We start from the raw sequence: 14,628 nt of genomic DNA, 5'->3' as shown, positions 1-14,628 counted from the left end.
CATCACCACAAGGAGATATGACATGAAAAGACCATTGCTTGTATTGGCCGCGATGATGGCTTTCGGTACAACCCCGGCCACGCAGGCGCAGCCGGCCGACTTTCCGAGCCGGCCGGTTCGCATTGTTGTGCCTTTTGCGCCGGGCGGTGCGACCGATGTGATCGCACGGGTGGTCGGGCAAAAGGTATCGGACCTTCTGGGCCAGCCGGTGGTGGTCGAAAACAAGGCGGGCGCCAACGGCAACATCGGCGCGCTGTCTGTCGCCCGTGCTGCGCCCGATGGCCACACCATTCTCATGGCCACCTCGAGCCATGCGATCAATGCCACGCTGTACCGCAAGCTGGACTACCGCCTGACGACCGATTTTGTGGCGCTGTCCAGCCTCGCATCGGTTCCGCTGGTGCTGGTGGTCAATACCGCCGTGCCGGCCAAAACACCGGCCGAGCTGGCCACCTACGCCCAGGCCAATGACGGCAAGGTCAACTTCGCCTCCGGCGGCGCAGGAACCGCGGCGCATCTGGCGGGTGAACAGTTCAATGCCCTGGCAGGCGTGCGCATGATGCATGTGCCGTACAAGGGGGGCGCGCTGGCGCAGACGGACCTGATTGGCGGGCAAGTCCAGGCGATGTTTGCCAACCTGCCGGAGGCGCTGACGCAGGTGCAGGCCGGGCGTCTGCGGCCGTTGGCGGTGACGGGAAGCACCCGCCGGACCAATCTTCCATCCGTGCCGACTTTTGCTGAAGCAGGCTTTGCGCAAATGGACGCCAAGTCATGGTTTGGCCTGTTCGCACCTGCGGCCACACCGGCACCGGTGGTTGCCAAGCTTTCTTCTGCCATTGCCAAAGCCGTGGCAGACCCCGCTGTTCAAGCTCGCCTGAAAGAGCTGGGTGCGGACCCCGTCGGCAACCAGAGCGAGGCATTCCAGAAATTTGTTGCCCAGGAAGTCGAGCGCTGGGGGTTGCTGGTTCAGCGTTCCGGCGCCACGCTGGACTGATCCGGTTTTTCATTCGATATCAAGCCAAGGAAAGCTGCATGCTCTACGACGTTCGCACCTATACCTGCCTCCCGGGTACTCTGAAAAAACACATGACGCTGTATGGCGAGCACGGCTATCACGTGCAGCGCCGCCATCTGGGGGAGCCGCTGGCGTACCTACAGACCGAAACGGGAAACGTCAACAGCTACACCCACATCTGGGTTTTTGAAAACGCAGCTGACCGGGCGGACAGGCGTGCTGCCTTGCAGCGCGATCCCGAGTGGATCGGCTACCTGGAAAAGAGCGCGCAGGCGGCCTACCTCGTGTCGCAGGAAACGCGATTGATGGTGCCTGCGCCCTTTTTCAAACCCTGAAATGCTTCCCGCGAAAAAAAAAGAAGCGACCCACCCAAGGCGCCGACATGATCCGCGACGATCAGGCTGCAGGCTGACCGTTTGAACCCCAAGAACCACCAGGAGACAACATGAAATTCAACACTCTGCTCATTCGATGCCTGGCACTTGCCGCCGGCCTTGCTTTTGCAGCGGGCGCGGCAGCACAGGTGACCCTGAAACTTGCCCACTACGCCGAAGCGGGCCACCCGGCCAACCAGGCCGCACTGCAGTTTTCGCAACGTGTCGAGGCTCGCACCAAGGGCCAGGTCAAGGTGTCGGTCTACCCGGCCAACGCTCTGGGTTCGCCGCCCGAACAGCTCCAGCAGGTCAAGCTGGGTGTGATCGACATGGGGCTTCCCACGCAGGGGGCCATGGACAAGTACAACAAGGCCTTTGCGGTGGTGATGCTGCCGTTTGTCTTTGAAGACCTGGCGCATGCCCACAGGGTACTGGATGGCCCGGCCATGGACTGGCTGGCTCCCATGGCGGAAAAAGATGGCTTCGTGCTGCTGTCAAACTGGGAGTATGGTTTCCGGAAGCTGACCAACAGCAAGCTGCCCATCAACACGCCTGCCGACGTCAAGGGCCTGAAGATCCGCGTTCCACCCGAAGTGCAGCTTGAAGCGGCCATGGAGGCGTTGGGCGCCAATGCCACCAAAATTGCTTTCCCCGAGCTGTACATGGCTCTGTCGCAAGGCGTTGTTGACGGCGAGGAAAATCCGATTTCCGTCATTGCGTACAACAAGTTTTATGAGGTGCAGAAGCACCTTGCGCTGACCCGCCACGCTTATAACAGCATGATGCACGTCATCAGCACCAAAACCTGGGCCAGGCTCGCGCCCGAACAGCGCACCATCGTCAGGGAAGAGAGCCGCTCGGCCGGCGAACTGATGCGCAAGACCATCGCCGCGGAGGAAGACGCGCAAATTGCCAAGCTGCAGGCCCAGGGCATGCAGGTCACGCGGCCCGACCCCAAGCTGTTTCGCGCTGCGATGGAGCCGGCCTACAGGCGCATTGGTGCGTATGCCGGCGAAGCAAACGTGCAGCAATTCATGAAGATGGTTGATGCCCAGCGAAGCAGGTAAGACAGGGGCAGGAAAGTTTTTATGCAAACCTTAGGCATTTTTGCATTGCTTGTTTCCCTGATGGTGCTTGGCCTGCCGGTAGCGGTGGCCATGTGCCTGACATCGGTCGTCACGCTGGTGTTGCTCGGCCAGACCGAGATCCTCAGCGTGATGGGCCAGCGCATGTACTCAAGTACGACGGCATTTCCGTTGCTGGCGATTCCGTTCTTTATTCTCGCAGGCAACCTGATGAACACCGGTGGCATGACGGAGCGGATCTTCCGTTTTGCGCACAGCCTCGTCGGGCATTTCAAGGGCGGCCTGGGCCAGGTCAACGTGCTGGGGTCCATGGTGTTTGCCGGCATGTCCGGCTCGGCGCTGGCCGATGCCATGGGCCTTGGCGCGATCGAGGTCAAGGCGATGGTCAAGTCCGGTTACCAGCCGCGCTTTGCCGCGGCCGTGTCGGCGGCTTCGGCCACCATCGGACCGGTGATTCCGCCGTCCATACCGCTGGTGATTTATGGCTCGATGAGCGGCGTATCCGTGGGCGCGTTGTTTCTCGGCGGGTTGGTTCCGGGCATCCTGATGGGCGTGGCCATGATGGTGACGGTGTACATCATTGCGGTCAAACGCAATTACCCGCGCGAGCCGCGTGCCACCGCCCATGAAGTGGTACGCGCGCTTCTTGGGGGCCTGGCCGCCATCGCCACGCCGGCACTCATCATGGGCGGCATTCTCAGCGGTATCTTTACGCCGACTGAAGCCTCGGTGGCTGCGAGCATTTACGCGCTGTTTCTGGGGCTGACCGTTTACCGTGAGCTGCATTGGGCTGACCTGCCGGAGATCCTGTGGGACACGGTGCGGCAGACGGCGCAGGTGATGTTCATTGTCGCGGCCGCAGGGCTGTTCGGCTGGCTGCTGATTTACCTGCGGGTGCCTGATGCGCTGATTGCCTGGCTGAGCGCGCTGTCAGGCAACCCGCTGGTGGTGCTGATCATCATCAATGTGATTCTGCTCATGCTGGGTTGTTTCATGGAAGGCATCGCGATCATGTTGCTGACGATTCCGATTTTCATGCCGATCATTGGCCAGCTCGGTATCAATCCCATTCACTTTGGTGTGCTGATGACCCTCAACCTCATGCTGGGGCTGTTGACGCCACCCGTGGGCATGGTTCTGTATGCGATGTCATCGGTGGCGCGCGTGCCGATGATGGTGCTGGCCAAAGAGCTGGTGCCTTTTCTGGTCAGCCTGTTTGTCGTGCTGGCGCTGATCACTGCGGTGCCTGTGCTGGTGACGTGGCTGCCGGACCTCATCATGGGAGCCGGAAAATGAAAAAGCTTGACCTTGGACTCGCTGTCGTGCTGCGCTGGCTGTGCATTGCATGCCTGGTGCTGCTGTTTCTGATCATTCTGATGTCCGTGTTCAACCGCTTTGCGGCGCTCATGTCCATGGGCTGGGCCGATGAAATCATCGAGCTCCTGTTTGCCTGGCTGGTGTTTGTGGGCGCCGCCTGCCTGTGGCGCGAAAACTCCCACTTCTGCGTGGACATGCTGACGGTCCGCCTGGCCGGCAAGCCCCCGGGGCGTGTGCTGGATGTGGTCCTGAGCGTGCTGGGCATGGCCTTCCTGTCCGTGCTGGTTTACCACGCATGGGAGTTGGTCGTCAGCGCGAGCGATGATTCGCCGGTATTCGCGATTTCCAAAAAATACTGGTATGGCGTGATGCCGGTGGCCGGCGTGATCATGATGGGCTATTCGCTGCGCGACATCTGGCTGGCCCTCACAGGCCAGGCCCCTGTGCGCCCACCCCAGTCCCTTCCTGAAAATGCAGGCAACCAACCGGAGCCCGCTCCCGGAACTCCCCGGGGCCGTACCTCCGACAGCAAGAATGATCGCCATGAAAAACTACCGTCAACTGTTTGATCTGAGTGGAAAAGTGGCCGTTGTGCTCGGAGCGGCCTCCGGCATTGGCCAGGCCTCTGCGCACGCGCTGGGCGAACTGGGAGCGCACGTTGTGTGCGCCGACCGCGACGGCGACGGCGCTCGCGGCACTGCGAGGCAGATTGCGCAGGACGGGTCGGCCGAGTGGGTGGCCGTGGATGCAGCGAGCGGCGCAGAAATTGCCGCGCTGGCAGGCCATGCCGTTTCCCTGCACGGAAGGGTTGACATTGCCGTGGCAACGCCCGCGCTGAACATCCGAAAACTCATCATGGACTACACCGAAGATGAGTTTGACCAGGTGATGAATCTCAACCTCAAAGGGGCGTTTCACTTTCTGCGCAGTTTCGGCAAGCCCATGATGAAGCAGCGTGCGGGCAGCATCATCCTGTGTTCATCCATGCGTGCCGTGACGCTGGAGCCCGGCCTCGGGATTTATGCGGCAAGCAAGGCCGGCATTGCCCAGATGGTCAAAGGCTTTGCCTGCGAAGTGGGTGAGTACGGTGTTCGCGTGAATGCCGTGATGCCCAGCGTCATCGAAACCCGCTTGACAGCGCCCCTGAAGGAAAAGCCGGAAATCTACAACACCTATGCCGCGCACACGGTTTTCAACCGCTGGGGCCAGCCCTCGGAAGTGGGCGCCGCCGTTGCCTTCCTGGCCTCGGATGCCGCCAGTTATATCACCGGGAGTTCGCTGTCCGTCGATGGCGGCTGGACGGCGATTGATGGCCCGCCTACAGGCCTGACACAAACCCGCCGTGCGGAGTAATTCCCTGACGACAGAATCTGCTGTCTTGCGCGCTGGCCTCAGCCCTCGAAGCCGGCATCGCGGCAATTGCCAACCGGCCTACTTGACCAGCAGCACCGGGACGTCGCATTCGGTGACCACGCGCTGGGCCACGCTGCCCATGATGGCGCGGCCGACCAGGCCGTGGCCGTGGGTGCCCATGACGATCATGTGCGCCTTTTCGCGCTGCGCGGCGCGCACCACTTCGGCCGCCGGCGAGCCGATGGCCCAGGTCACGCGGTAGTGCAGTTTGTGGCGCTTGAGGAAGCGCTCGATCGGCTCGAGCACCTTCAGGGCTTCGTCCTTGTGGTAGGCACTGACCGTGGCGGCGCCCACCATGGTCTTGACGCGCCCGGGCATGGGCGCCTGTACATTGAGCACGACCACCTCGTCCTCCGGGCCGGTCAGGCTTTCGTGGGTGACGAGGAAGGCCAGGGCCTTCTTGGTGTACTTGCTGCCATCGGCGGCGAACAGGACTTTCATTTTTTCTCCTCCAGGTGGACCAATTCAACGCAACACTAGCACAGGAGTGCTGCTGTGCGCCAGCACATGCTGGGTTTCGCTGCCCAGCAGCACGCGCTTGAGACCCTTGCGGCCATGTGAGGCCATGACGATCAGGTCGCACTTGTGTTTTTTGGCTGCGGCCATGATGGCCTCGGCCACCAGGTTGGAGCGCGCGACCACGGCCTTGGCCCGGATCCCTTCGGCCTGCGCGGCCTGCTGCACCGCATCGACCATGGCCTGGCCCTCGGTGGCCCATTGTTTTTCGATGCGGCCGACCTCCTGGAGTGTGATCGACACGTTGCCCTCGAAATAGCTCATGGGGTAGCGTGGAACCACATGGAGCGCCACGAGTTCGGCGCCGAGTGCGCTTGCCAGCCCGAGCGCGCTGCGAACGGCCTTTTTCGAGAGGGTGGAGCCATCGGTAGCAACAAGAATGCGTTGGTACATGTTCTTCTCCTTTCTTGATTGACGTCCACAGCTTAGGCGCGCGCGTCCTGTACCGGATTGATCCAGATCAACCGGGCGTGTCGGTGTACTGGGTAACCTTGCGCCATGCAAACTGCCACCCTTGCCCTGGGCGCGGAGCCTGTTGCCGCGTCCCATGCGGACTGGGCTGCGCTGGACGAGCCCGCCGAATGGGAGGGCTTCAGCCGGCCCGTGGCCGGGCGCGATGGCTGGTGGGAGACCTACCTCGCCATCGATGGCATGCACTGCGCCGCCTGCTCGCTCACGGTGGAGCAGGCGCTGGGCCAGTTGCCGGATGTGGAGGGCGTTCAGGTCAATGGCGCGACCGCGATGGCGCGCCTCGTGTGGCAGCCCGGGCGAACCTGCCCCTCGGCCTGGATGGCCGCACTCCAGCGCGCCGGCTACACGGCCCTGCCGGCTGGCGACATGCTGCTGGCCGCGCCGCGGCTGCAGGCCCAACGCCTGATGCTCTGGCGCTGGCTGGTCGCGGGCTTTTGCATGATGCAGGTGATGATGTACGCGCTACCCGCCTATGTCGCCGGCCCCGGCGAGATCACGCCGGATGTGCAGGCGCTGCTGCGCTGGGCCTCCTGGGTGTTGACGCTTCCGGTCGTGCTGTTTTCCTGCTGGCCGTTCTTTGCCACCGCGCTGCGTGACCTGGGCAGACGGCGCATCGGCATGGACGTGCCGGTGGCGCTGGGCATCCTCATCACGTTTGGTGCCAGCACGGCCGCCACCTTCGATACCGCCGGGCCGTGGGGTGCCGAGGTCTGGTACGACTCGGTGACCATGTTCGTGTTTTTCCTGCTGTCCGGGCGCCTGCTGGAGCAGCGCCTGCGCGACCGCACGGCCGGCTCGCTGGAGGCGCTGATTCGCAGGCTGCCCGACAGTGTGGAGCGGCAGGGCGCTGAGGGCCAGTTCGAGCGCGTGGCCCTGCGGCGCCTCATCGTGGGCGACCTGATCCGTGTGCTGCCGGGCGAGGTCATTCCTGCGGATGGCACCGTGACGGCGGGCGACAGCCGGGTGGATGAAGCCCTGCTGACCGGTGAGTCCGCGCCGCTGCAGCGGGGCGTCGGCGGCGCGGTGATCGCCGGCAGCCACAACCTCTCCGGCCTGCTGCTGGTGCGGGTGGACCGCGTGGGTGCCGGGACCCGGTATGCCAGCATCGTGGCGCTGATGGAGCAGGCCTCGGTCCAGAAGCCGCGGCTGGCCCGGGTTGCCGACCGCATCGCCAGCCCCTTCCTGCTGGGGGTGCTGCTGGCCAGCGCCGCGGCGGCGCTGTGGTGGTGGCCGGTGGACCCGGCGCATGCGATCAGCGTGGCGGCCGCCGTCCTCATCGTCACCTGCCCCTGCGCCTTGTCGCTGGCCACGCCGGCCGCCACGCTGGCCGCGGCGGGCGCCCTGGCGCGCCGGGGCGTGCTGGTGCGTCGCCTGCAGGCGCTGGAGTCCGGCGCCACGGTGGACACGGTGGTGTTCGACAAGACCGGCACGCTTACCGAGGACCGCATGGCGGTGGTCATGCGTCGGGCCCGCCCGGGCGCCGACACTGCGCAGGCACTCCAGCTCGCGGCGGCGCTGGCGCAGCATTCACACCACCCGGTGTCGCGCGCGATTGTGCAGGCCGTTGCGGGCGCGGCGTGGCCCGCCGTGGAGATCACAGAGATACCTGGCCACGGGCTGCAAGGGCAGGTCGTGGGCCGTGGCGAGACGGGAGGCCATCCGCTTGCGATGCGGCTAGGTTCGGCCGCATTTTGCGGTGCCCCGCCGCAGGACTCGCCGGCCCGTGGCCCGCAGGTGCATCTGGCCGATGGGCAGGGCTGGCTGGCCAGCTTTGAATTTGAAGAGGCGCTGCGGCCCGATGCCAGGCCTGCGGTCGGCGGGCTGCAGGCGATGGGCCTGCGGGTGCAGCTGCTCTCCGGCGACCAGACCGGAGCCGTCTTGCGGCTGGCCGGCCGCGCCGGCATCGATGAGGCCTACGGCCAGCGCACGCCCGAAGACAAGCTGGCGCACGTGCGCGCCCTGCAGCGGCGCGGCCGGCGCATCGCCATGGTGGGCGACGGCATGAACGACGGGCCGGTGCTGGCCTGCGCCGACCTGTCGGTGGCCATGGGGCACGCCGTGCCACTGGCACAGGCGAAGTCCGATTTCGTGGTGCTGGGCAGCCGGCTGGCGGATGTGCCTGCGCTGCTGCTGCAGGCGCGCCGCACGCGCACCGTCGTGCGGCAAAACCTGCTGTGGGCGGCCCTCTACAACGCCGTCTGCGTACCGCTGGCCATCCTCGGCTTCATGCCGCCCTGGCTGGCGGGCTTGGGCATGGCGGCCAGCTCGCTGCTGGTGGTGTTGAATTCGGCGCGGCTGGCGCGCATTCCCGGGGCCGCTTGAATGGACATCCTGTTTCTGCTGATTCCACTGTCGGTCGTGTTGGCGTTGCTCATCATCGGCGCGTTGGGCTGGGCTGTCTGGCGCGGCCAGTTCGAGGCGCTCGACCAGGAGGCCGAGCGCATTCTGCAGTCGGATTGATTTTCATCAACTCGCACCCCACCCTTGATGGAGACACTTGGGCGTCAAGAAAAAGGTGCTCCATGAATGATCAACCAACTTCCGCCGCTTTGTACAACGACACGGTCGTGCGGCAGTTTTCGCTGATGGCGGTGGTCTGGGGCGTGGTGGGCATGCTGGTCGGCGTGTTCATTGCCGCCCAGCTGGCCTGGCCTGAACTCAATTTCGGCATTCCCTGGCTCAGCTACGGCCGGCTCCGGCCGCTGCACACCAATGCCGTGATTTTTGCCTTCGGCGGCTGCGCGCTGATCGGCAGCAGTTACTACGTGGTGCAGCGCACCTGCCATGTCCCGCTGTTCGCAGGCAAGCTGGCCTCGTTCACCTTCTGGGGCTGGCAGGCCGTTATCGTCGCCGCCGCCGTCAGCCTGCCCCTGGGCTACACCTCGGGCAAGGAATACGCCGAGCTGGAATGGCCCATCGACATCCTGATCACACTGGTCTGGGTGTCCTATGCCATCGTCTTCTTCGGCACCATCGGGATGCGCAAGGTTCGCCACATCTATGTGGCCAACTGGTTTTACGGCTCCTTCATTCTGGCGGTGGCCGTTCTGCACCTCGTCAACAGCGCCGCCGTGCCCGCCGGCTGGATGAAGTCCTACTCGGCCTATGCCGGTGTGCAGGACGCCATGATCCAGTGGTGGTACGGCCACAACGCGGTGGGCTTCTTCCTCACCGCCGGCTTCCTGGGGATGATGTACTACTTCGTCCCCAAGCAGGCCGAGCGGCCGGTGTACAGCTACCGCCTGTCCATCGTCCACTTCTGGGCGCTGATCTTCACTTACATGTGGGCGGGCCCGCATCACCTGCACTACACGGCGCTGCCGGACTGGACGCAATCGGTCGGCATGGTGTTCTCGCTGATCCTGCTGGCGCCCAGCTGGGGCGGCATGATCAACGGCATCATGACCCTGTCCGGCGCATGGCACAAGCTGCGCGACGACCCGGTGCTGCGCTTCCTGATCGTCGCCCTGTCGTTCTATGGCATGGCCACTTTCGAGGGGCCGCTGATGTCCATCAAGACCGTCAACGCCCTGTCGCACTACACCGACTGGACAGTGGGCCATGTGCATGCCGGCGCGCTCGGCTGGGTGGGCCTGATCACGATGGGCACGCTCTACTACATGATTCCGCGCCTGTTCGGCCAGAAGAAGATGTACTCCGTCCCGGCGATCGAGGTGCATTTCTGGGTCTCCACCATCGGCATCGTGCTGTACATCGCCGCCATGTGGATCGCCGGCGTGATGCAGGGCCTGATGTGGCGCGCGCTCAATGCCGACGGCAGCCTGACCTACACCTTTGTTGAGTCGGTGAAGGCCACGTATCCCTTCTACGTCATCCGCTTCATGGGCGGACTGCTTTACCTGGGCGGCATGCTGGTGATGGCATGGAATACCTGGATGACCGTGGCGCAGGGACGGCCGCACCGCACCGCCGTCCCCCTGCCTCAAGCCGCCTGATGGAGCCCACAACATGAGCGACCACAACTCTTCTTCCGCTTCCGCCCCCGCCGGCTTCTCGCACGAAAAGGTCGAGACCAACAATTTCCTGATGATCGTCCTGATCCTGCTGGTCATCGCCATCGGCGGGCTGGTGGAGATCGTCCCGCTGTTCTTCCAGACGTCCACCACCGCGCCGGTGACGGGTGTCAAACCCTATACGGCGCTGCAGCTGGCAGGGCGCGACGTCTACCTGCGCGAGGGCTGCTACAACTGCCACTCGCAGATGATCCGGCCCTTCCGCGCCGAGACCCTGCGCTATGGCCACTATTCGGTGGCCGGCGAGTTTGTCTATGACCATCCCTTCCAGTGGGGCAGCAAGCGCACCGGGCCGGACCTGCACCGCGTGGGCGGCAAGTACAGCGACGAATGGCATCGCATTCACCTGAACAATCCGCGCGACCTGGTGCCGGAGTCCAACATGCCTGCCTACCCCTGGCTCGATCGGAACCTGGTGGACGCCGCGGACATGGCGCCGCGGATGCGGGCCCTGCGCAGCGTCGGTGTTCCCTATGCCGACATGCAGATCGCCCAGGCGGCGCAGGACGTCAAGGACAAGACCGAAATGGATGCCCTGGTCGCCTATCTGCAGGTGCTGGGCCTGGCCCTGAAATAAGGAGAAATACAGATGGATGTCAACAGCCTGCGCATCGTGGCCACCCTGGCCTCATTCGTCACCTTCCTGGGCATTGTCTGGTGGGCGTATTCCCGAGGCAACCGCGCGCGTTTCGATGAAGCGGCGCGCCTGCCGTTTGAACAAGACTGACTCCGGGAGTTTTTTGATGAGTGATTTCACCGGCAATTTCTGGTCGCTGTATGTGGCCGCGCTGACCCTGCTGGGCATCGTGGCCTGCCTGGTCCTGCTGTGGGTGACCGCGCGCAAGCGGATTGTCTCCAGTGCCGACAACACCACCGGCCATGTGTGGGACGGGGATTTGCGGGAAATGAACAACCCCATGCCGCGCTGGTGGATGTGGCTGTTCGTGCTGACCATTGTGTTTTCCCTGGGTTACCTGGTGGCCTATCCCGGCCTGGGCGCCTATCAGGGTCGACTCGGCTGGAGCACCCAGGCCGAGTACACGGTCGAGGTAGCGCGCGCCAACCAGGAGCTCGCGCCGCTGTATTCGCAGTTCACCGCGAAGCCCGCTGAGGAGCTGGCCGGCGACGCCAATGCCATGGCGATTGGCGAGCGCCTGTTCATGAACAACTGTGCCCAGTGCCACGGCTCCGACGCGCGTGGCAGCAAGGGCTTTCCCAACCTGACCGACGGCGACTGGCTGCATGGGGGCACGCCCGACAAAATCACGGAAACGCTGACGCGGGGCCGGCAGGGGCAGATGCCGCCGATGGCGGCGGCGGTGGGCACGCCCGACGACGTGAAGAATCTCGCCAACTATGTGTTGAGCCTGTCCGGCAGTCCACACGACTCCGTGCGCGGGGCCCTGGGCAAAAGCAAATTCGGCGCCTGCGCGGCCTGCCATGGCGTGGATGGCAAGGGCAACCCGGCGCTGGGCGCGCCCAACCTCACCGATGACATCTGGCTGCACGGCTGGGGTGAGCAGGCCATCATCAACATGATCAACAAGGGCAAGACCAGCGAGATGCCGGCGCAGATCGGCAAGCTGACCGAAGCACAACTTCATGTGCTGACGGCCTACATCTGGGGCATGTCCAACAAGCCCCTTCCGGCCAAACCCTGAAGAGATCCTGAAGAGATTCTGAAGAGAAAGTTTCGCTTGCAATCTTCCACACGTCGCAAAGTCATACCCATCGTGCCGGAACCGGCGCATGGGTTGACGGAGTCGCTGTACGAGGCGCAGAAGAAGGTCTATCCGCGCTCGGTCACGGGCCTGTTTGCGCGCTGGCGCCTGGCTTGCGTCATCCTGACCCAGCTGGTGTTCTACGGCCTGCCCTGGCTGGAGTGGGGTCAGCGGCAGGCGGTGCTGTTTGACCTGGGCGCGCGGCGCTTCTACATCTTTGGTTACGTGCTGTACCCGCAGGATTTCATTTATCTCACCGGGCTGCTGGTGGTCAGCGCGCTCACGTTGTTCCTCTTCACGGCCGTCGCCGGGCGCCTGTGGTGCGGTTTTGCCTGCCCACAGACCGTGTACACCGAAATCTTCCTGTGGATAGAACGCAAGGTCGAGGGCGACCGCACCCTGCGGATGCGGCTGGACGGCTCGCCGATGTCGCTGGAAAAACTGGTCAAGAAGTGGTTTAAGCACATCCTGTGGCTGGGGCTGGCGATGTGGACCGGCTTCACCTTCGTCGGTTATTTTGCGCCGATCCGCGAGCTCGGGATGCAGTTCCTGCAAACGCGCATGAGCGCCTGGGAAGTGTTCTGGGTGTGCTTCTACGGCCTGGCCACCTATGGCAATGCCGGTTTCCTGCGCGAGCAGGTGTGCAAATACATGTGCCCGTATGCGCGCTTCCAGGGCGCCATGTTTGACCGCGACACCCTGATCGTGAGCTATGACGGCAGCCGTGGTGAGCCGCGCGGGGCGCGTTCGCGCATGGCCGACCCGGCCGCGCTGTCGCTGGGCGCCTGCGTGGACTGCACCCTGTGCGTGCAGGTCTGCCCGACCGGCATCGACATCCGCAAGGGCCTGCAATACGAGTGCATCGGCTGCGCCGCCTGCATCGACGCATGCGACGGCGTGATGGACAAGATGAACTATGCGCGCGGCCTGATTCGCTTCACCACCCAGAACGCGCTGGCCCAACACTGGAGCCGGCTGCAGATATGGCGGCAGGTCCTGCGTCCGCGGGTGCTGGTCTACGGCGCCATCCTGTTGGCCTTGTGCCTGGGCCTGCTGTGGAGCCTTGTCGTCCGCATGCCGCTCAAGGTCGACGTGGTGCGCGACCGCGCCGCGCTGTCACGCATCGTGGCCGGCGGCAAGCTGGAGAATGTCTACCGGCTGCAGATCATGAACGCCACCGAGCAGCCGCAGCACTACCGCATCGCCGCCGGCGGGCTGGATGGGCTGACTTTGGCCTCCGACGCCGAGGTGGTGGTCGGCCCGGCAGAATCCCGTTGGGTTGCCGTCAGGCTGCAGATTCCCTACGGCTCCGCCAGCGCCGGCTCGCATCCTATCCAGTTCAGCATCGGCGACCTCGCGGGTGATGCCCATGTGAGCGAGAAGTCCGTGTTCCTCGTGCCCCGTTAGGAAAGTTAGGAGATATCCATGAACGACCTGCCTCAAGCCACTCCTCCTCCTCCTCCTCCTTCTTCCCCCTGGTGGAAGCACGGCCATGTCTGGCTGGTGATCACCGGCCCCGTGGCGGTGGTGGTTGCCGGCCTGACCACGGTGTGGATCGCGGTGCGCAGCCCTGATCCGGTCGTGGCGGAGGACTACTACCGGCGCGGCATGGAGATCAACCAGACGCTCGCCAGGGACAAGGCCTTGATGCCCGCCCTGCAGGGCCGCAATCATGCCGCCACGCCGCCGGCCGCGGCACCGCGATAGTCCGGAACTACAAGGAGACATGCCATGTGGAGTCAGAAACTCATGCGGGTCGCCTGGCCCGCTTTCCTGTCGGCCTGCATTCTGGAACTGGTGGTATTCGCGGTGGTGGATCCGTTCGAGTTGCGGTGGGCCGGGCAGGCGCTCGGTTGGCCACGGACCGGCGTCTACACAGCGGGCTTCTTCGTCTTCTGGGCCGTCGGAACGGCGTCGTGTGCCCTGACGACGCTGCTGGGCATGCCGCCTGCCGAGGTCAACTGCTGCCCGCTGGCATCCGGCGAGCGCCCGGACGGCTGTCCTCAGCAATAGCCATGCGGCAGACGCCGCCAGATTGCCCTGCGGCGGACGAGGGCCAGCTGACACGGGCCTGGCTCAGGCCTGTGCGTGGCTGTCGCTGTCAGGCAGCCGGACCACCAGCACGGGGACGGGTGCCAGGCGGACAATCTGTTCAGCGCCGCTGCCCATGAGTACGCGGCCGAGACCGCGTCTGCCGTGGGTGCCTGCAACGATCAGGTCCGCGTTCCAGCGCTTCGCCGCATCGGCCACGGTTTCCGCCAGCCTCTCGCCGGATTTGTCGAACAGCATGGAGTCGGCTTCCACGCCGGCGGACTGGGCCATGGCCATGCCCTGATCCAGAATCTTTTCACCGGTCTCCCGCATGACGGTGACAAGGTCGCCGGAGTAGCCGTAAGGGTCGTAGGCCGTGAGGTAGGTCAGCTCTTCCATCACGTGGACCAGCCGCACCCGACCGCCGAAATCCCTGGCGAACTGCAATGCGGTGACCAGGGCCTTGTTGGATGTTTCGCTGCCGTCGACGGGCACGAGAATGCGTTTGTACATGGTGGGGCTCCTTTGCGGGTGATGGCCTGATGCCTGCAGTGTGGAGCGCTTGCCGTCGGGCCGGGTTGATGTCGATCAAACAGGGAAATACTTTGTTGACCGGATCGCCGCCGGGAGGCTGCGGGGGACTGTACATGC

18 protein-coding genes are annotated in these 14,628 nt (G+C 64.3%); 15 read left to right on the top strand and 3 right to left on the bottom strand.

All coding sequences use genetic code 11. The features are described 5' to 3' along the window. Window positions 1-22 precede the first annotated feature (22 nt). The 6 genes from AC1DS5_RS15790 to AC1DS5_RS15765 all read left to right on the top strand — a co-directional run bounded on the left by AC1DS5_RS15790 (window position 23) and on the right by AC1DS5_RS15765 (window position 5,144). Entirely contained in the window at window positions 23-994 is a 972-nt protein-coding gene (locus AC1DS5_RS15790) for a Bug family tripartite tricarboxylate transporter substrate binding protein (RefSeq protein ID WP_477719199.1), read from the top strand. 38 nt (window positions 995-1,032) lie between these two features. Next, on the top strand, window positions 1,033-1,350 hold the full coding sequence (locus AC1DS5_RS15785; RefSeq protein WP_477719198.1) for an NIPSNAP family protein: 318 nt from the start codon (window positions 1,033-1,035) through the stop codon (window positions 1,348-1,350). 110 nt (window positions 1,351-1,460) lie between these two features. Beyond that, on the top strand, window positions 1,461-2,456 hold the full coding sequence (locus AC1DS5_RS15780) for a TRAP transporter substrate-binding protein (protein WP_477719197.1): 996 nt from the start codon (window positions 1,461-1,463) through the stop codon (window positions 2,454-2,456). A 21-nt stretch (window positions 2,457-2,477) separates the two neighbouring features. Further along, window positions 2,478-3,770 carry a TRAP transporter large permease gene (locus AC1DS5_RS15775; protein ID WP_477719196.1) on the top strand — a complete coding sequence of 431 codons (1,293 nt, stop codon included), beginning with the start codon at window positions 2,478-2,480 and terminating at the stop codon, window positions 3,768-3,770. After that, window positions 3,767-4,360, top strand: a complete 594-nt coding sequence (locus AC1DS5_RS15770; RefSeq protein WP_477719195.1) for a TRAP transporter small permease — start codon at window positions 3,767-3,769, stop codon at window positions 4,358-4,360. Before AC1DS5_RS15775 ends, AC1DS5_RS15770 begins: the two co-directional genes overlap by 4 nt. After that, entirely contained in the window at window positions 4,335-5,144 is an 810-nt protein-coding gene (locus AC1DS5_RS15765; protein WP_477719194.1) for an SDR family NAD(P)-dependent oxidoreductase, read from the top strand. The genes AC1DS5_RS15770 and AC1DS5_RS15765 overlap by 26 nt, the downstream gene beginning before the upstream one ends. 78 nt (window positions 5,145-5,222) lie before the next feature. Here the strand turns inward: AC1DS5_RS15765 and AC1DS5_RS15760 are convergent, their stop codons facing one another. Both AC1DS5_RS15760 and AC1DS5_RS15755 read right to left on the bottom strand, forming a co-directional pair. Continuing rightward, window positions 5,223-5,645, bottom strand: coding sequence for a universal stress protein (locus tag AC1DS5_RS15760; RefSeq protein WP_477719193.1), 423 nt, complete (start codon window positions 5,643-5,645; stop codon window positions 5,223-5,225). A 24-nt stretch (window positions 5,646-5,669) separates the two neighbouring features. Continuing rightward, window positions 5,670-6,113: a universal stress protein gene (locus tag AC1DS5_RS15755; RefSeq protein ID WP_477719192.1), complete on the bottom strand. Its 444-nt coding sequence runs from the start codon at window positions 6,111-6,113 to the stop codon at window positions 5,670-5,672. A 105-nt stretch (window positions 6,114-6,218) separates the two neighbouring features. Between AC1DS5_RS15755 and AC1DS5_RS15750 the strand changes: the two genes are divergently transcribed. The 9 genes from AC1DS5_RS15750 to AC1DS5_RS15710 all read left to right on the top strand — a co-directional run bounded on the left by AC1DS5_RS15750 (window position 6,219) and on the right by AC1DS5_RS15710 (window position 13,959). Continuing rightward, window positions 6,219-8,513, top strand: a complete 2,295-nt coding sequence (locus tag AC1DS5_RS15750) for a heavy metal translocating P-type ATPase (RefSeq protein WP_477719191.1) — start codon at window positions 6,219-6,221, stop codon at window positions 8,511-8,513. Beyond that, window positions 8,514-8,651, top strand: coding sequence for a cbb3-type cytochrome oxidase assembly protein CcoS (gene ccoS / locus AC1DS5_RS15745; RefSeq protein ID WP_477719190.1), 138 nt, complete (start codon window positions 8,514-8,516; stop codon window positions 8,649-8,651). Window positions 8,652-8,713: 62 nt separating this feature from the next. Then, a complete protein-coding gene (gene ccoN / locus AC1DS5_RS15740; RefSeq protein ID WP_477719189.1) occupies window positions 8,714-10,147 on the top strand; it encodes a cytochrome-c oxidase, cbb3-type subunit I in 1,434 nt (477 codons plus the stop codon). A 13-nt stretch (window positions 10,148-10,160) separates the two neighbouring features. Then, on the top strand, window positions 10,161-10,802 hold the full coding sequence (ccoO, locus tag AC1DS5_RS15735) for a cytochrome-c oxidase, cbb3-type subunit II (RefSeq protein WP_477719188.1): 642 nt from the start codon (window positions 10,161-10,163) through the stop codon (window positions 10,800-10,802). A 12-nt stretch (window positions 10,803-10,814) separates the two neighbouring features. After that, window positions 10,815-10,952, top strand: a complete 138-nt coding sequence (locus AC1DS5_RS15730; protein ID WP_477719187.1) for a cbb3-type cytochrome oxidase subunit 3 — start codon at window positions 10,815-10,817, stop codon at window positions 10,950-10,952. A gap of 16 nt (window positions 10,953-10,968) precedes the next feature. Next, entirely contained in the window at window positions 10,969-11,886 is a 918-nt protein-coding gene (gene ccoP, locus AC1DS5_RS15725; protein ID WP_477719186.1) for a cytochrome-c oxidase, cbb3-type subunit III, read from the top strand. 36 nt (window positions 11,887-11,922) lie between these two features. Beyond that, the gene (gene ccoG, locus AC1DS5_RS15720) at window positions 11,923-13,353 is read left to right on the top strand and encodes a cytochrome c oxidase accessory protein CcoG (RefSeq protein ID WP_477719185.1); all 1,431 of its coding nucleotides are present in this window, start codon (window positions 11,923-11,925) and stop codon (window positions 13,351-13,353) included. An 18-nt stretch (window positions 13,354-13,371) separates the two neighbouring features. Further along, window positions 13,372-13,653: a FixH family protein gene (locus tag AC1DS5_RS15715; protein ID WP_477719184.1), complete on the top strand. Its 282-nt coding sequence runs from the start codon at window positions 13,372-13,374 to the stop codon at window positions 13,651-13,653. A 24-nt stretch (window positions 13,654-13,677) separates the two neighbouring features. Beyond that, window positions 13,678-13,959, top strand: a complete 282-nt coding sequence (locus tag AC1DS5_RS15710) for a hypothetical protein (RefSeq protein WP_477719183.1) — start codon at window positions 13,678-13,680, stop codon at window positions 13,957-13,959. A gap of 63 nt (window positions 13,960-14,022) precedes the next feature. Here the strand turns inward: AC1DS5_RS15710 and AC1DS5_RS15705 are convergent, their stop codons facing one another. Then, window positions 14,023-14,490, bottom strand: a complete 468-nt coding sequence (locus tag AC1DS5_RS15705) for a universal stress protein (protein WP_477719182.1) — start codon at window positions 14,488-14,490, stop codon at window positions 14,023-14,025. Window positions 14,491-14,628: the final 138 nt, after the last annotated feature.

Source organism: Polaromonas sp. P4_H1 (assembly GCF_056400945.1).
This window is presented reverse-complemented; position numbering and strand designations above follow the sequence as displayed.

Coding starts and splice junctions, on each gene's coding strand:
- AC1DS5_RS15755 (WP_477719192.1), bottom strand. CDS start 6,113: ATGTACCAACGCATTCTTGTTGCTACCGATGGCTCCACCCTCTCGAAA.
- AC1DS5_RS15705 (WP_477719182.1), bottom strand. CDS start 14,490: ATGTACAAACGCATTCTCGTGCCCGTCGACGGCAGCGAAACATCCAAC.
- AC1DS5_RS15780 (WP_477719197.1), top strand. CDS start 1,461: ATGAAATTCAACACTCTGCTCATTCGATGCCTGGCACTTGCCGCCGGC.
- AC1DS5_RS15790 (WP_477719199.1), top strand. CDS start 23: ATGAAAAGACCATTGCTTGTATTGGCCGCGATGATGGCTTTCGGTACA.
- ccoN (WP_477719189.1), top strand. CDS start 8,714: ATGAATGATCAACCAACTTCCGCCGCTTTGTACAACGACACGGTCGTG.
- AC1DS5_RS15785 (WP_477719198.1), top strand. CDS start 1,033: ATGCTCTACGACGTTCGCACCTATACCTGCCTCCCGGGTACTCTGAAA.
- AC1DS5_RS15715 (WP_477719184.1), top strand. CDS start 13,372: ATGAACGACCTGCCTCAAGCCACTCCTCCTCCTCCTCCTCCTTCTTCC.
- AC1DS5_RS15765 (WP_477719194.1), top strand. CDS start 4,335: ATGAAAAACTACCGTCAACTGTTTGATCTGAGTGGAAAAGTGGCCGTT.
- AC1DS5_RS15770 (WP_477719195.1), top strand. CDS start 3,767: ATGAAAAAGCTTGACCTTGGACTCGCTGTCGTGCTGCGCTGGCTGTGC.
- AC1DS5_RS15760 (WP_477719193.1), bottom strand. CDS start 5,645: ATGAAAGTCCTGTTCGCCGCCGATGGCAGCAAGTACACCAAGAAGGCC.
- ccoP (WP_477719186.1), top strand. CDS start 10,969: ATGAGTGATTTCACCGGCAATTTCTGGTCGCTGTATGTGGCCGCGCTG.
- AC1DS5_RS15750 (WP_477719191.1), top strand. CDS start 6,219: ATGCAAACTGCCACCCTTGCCCTGGGCGCGGAGCCTGTTGCCGCGTCC.
- AC1DS5_RS15730 (WP_477719187.1), top strand. CDS start 10,815: ATGGATGTCAACAGCCTGCGCATCGTGGCCACCCTGGCCTCATTCGTC.
- ccoS (WP_477719190.1), top strand. CDS start 8,514: ATGGACATCCTGTTTCTGCTGATTCCACTGTCGGTCGTGTTGGCGTTG.
- AC1DS5_RS15775 (WP_477719196.1), top strand. CDS start 2,478: ATGCAAACCTTAGGCATTTTTGCATTGCTTGTTTCCCTGATGGTGCTT.
- ccoO (WP_477719188.1), top strand. CDS start 10,161: ATGAGCGACCACAACTCTTCTTCCGCTTCCGCCCCCGCCGGCTTCTCG.
- AC1DS5_RS15710 (WP_477719183.1), top strand. CDS start 13,678: ATGTGGAGTCAGAAACTCATGCGGGTCGCCTGGCCCGCTTTCCTGTCG.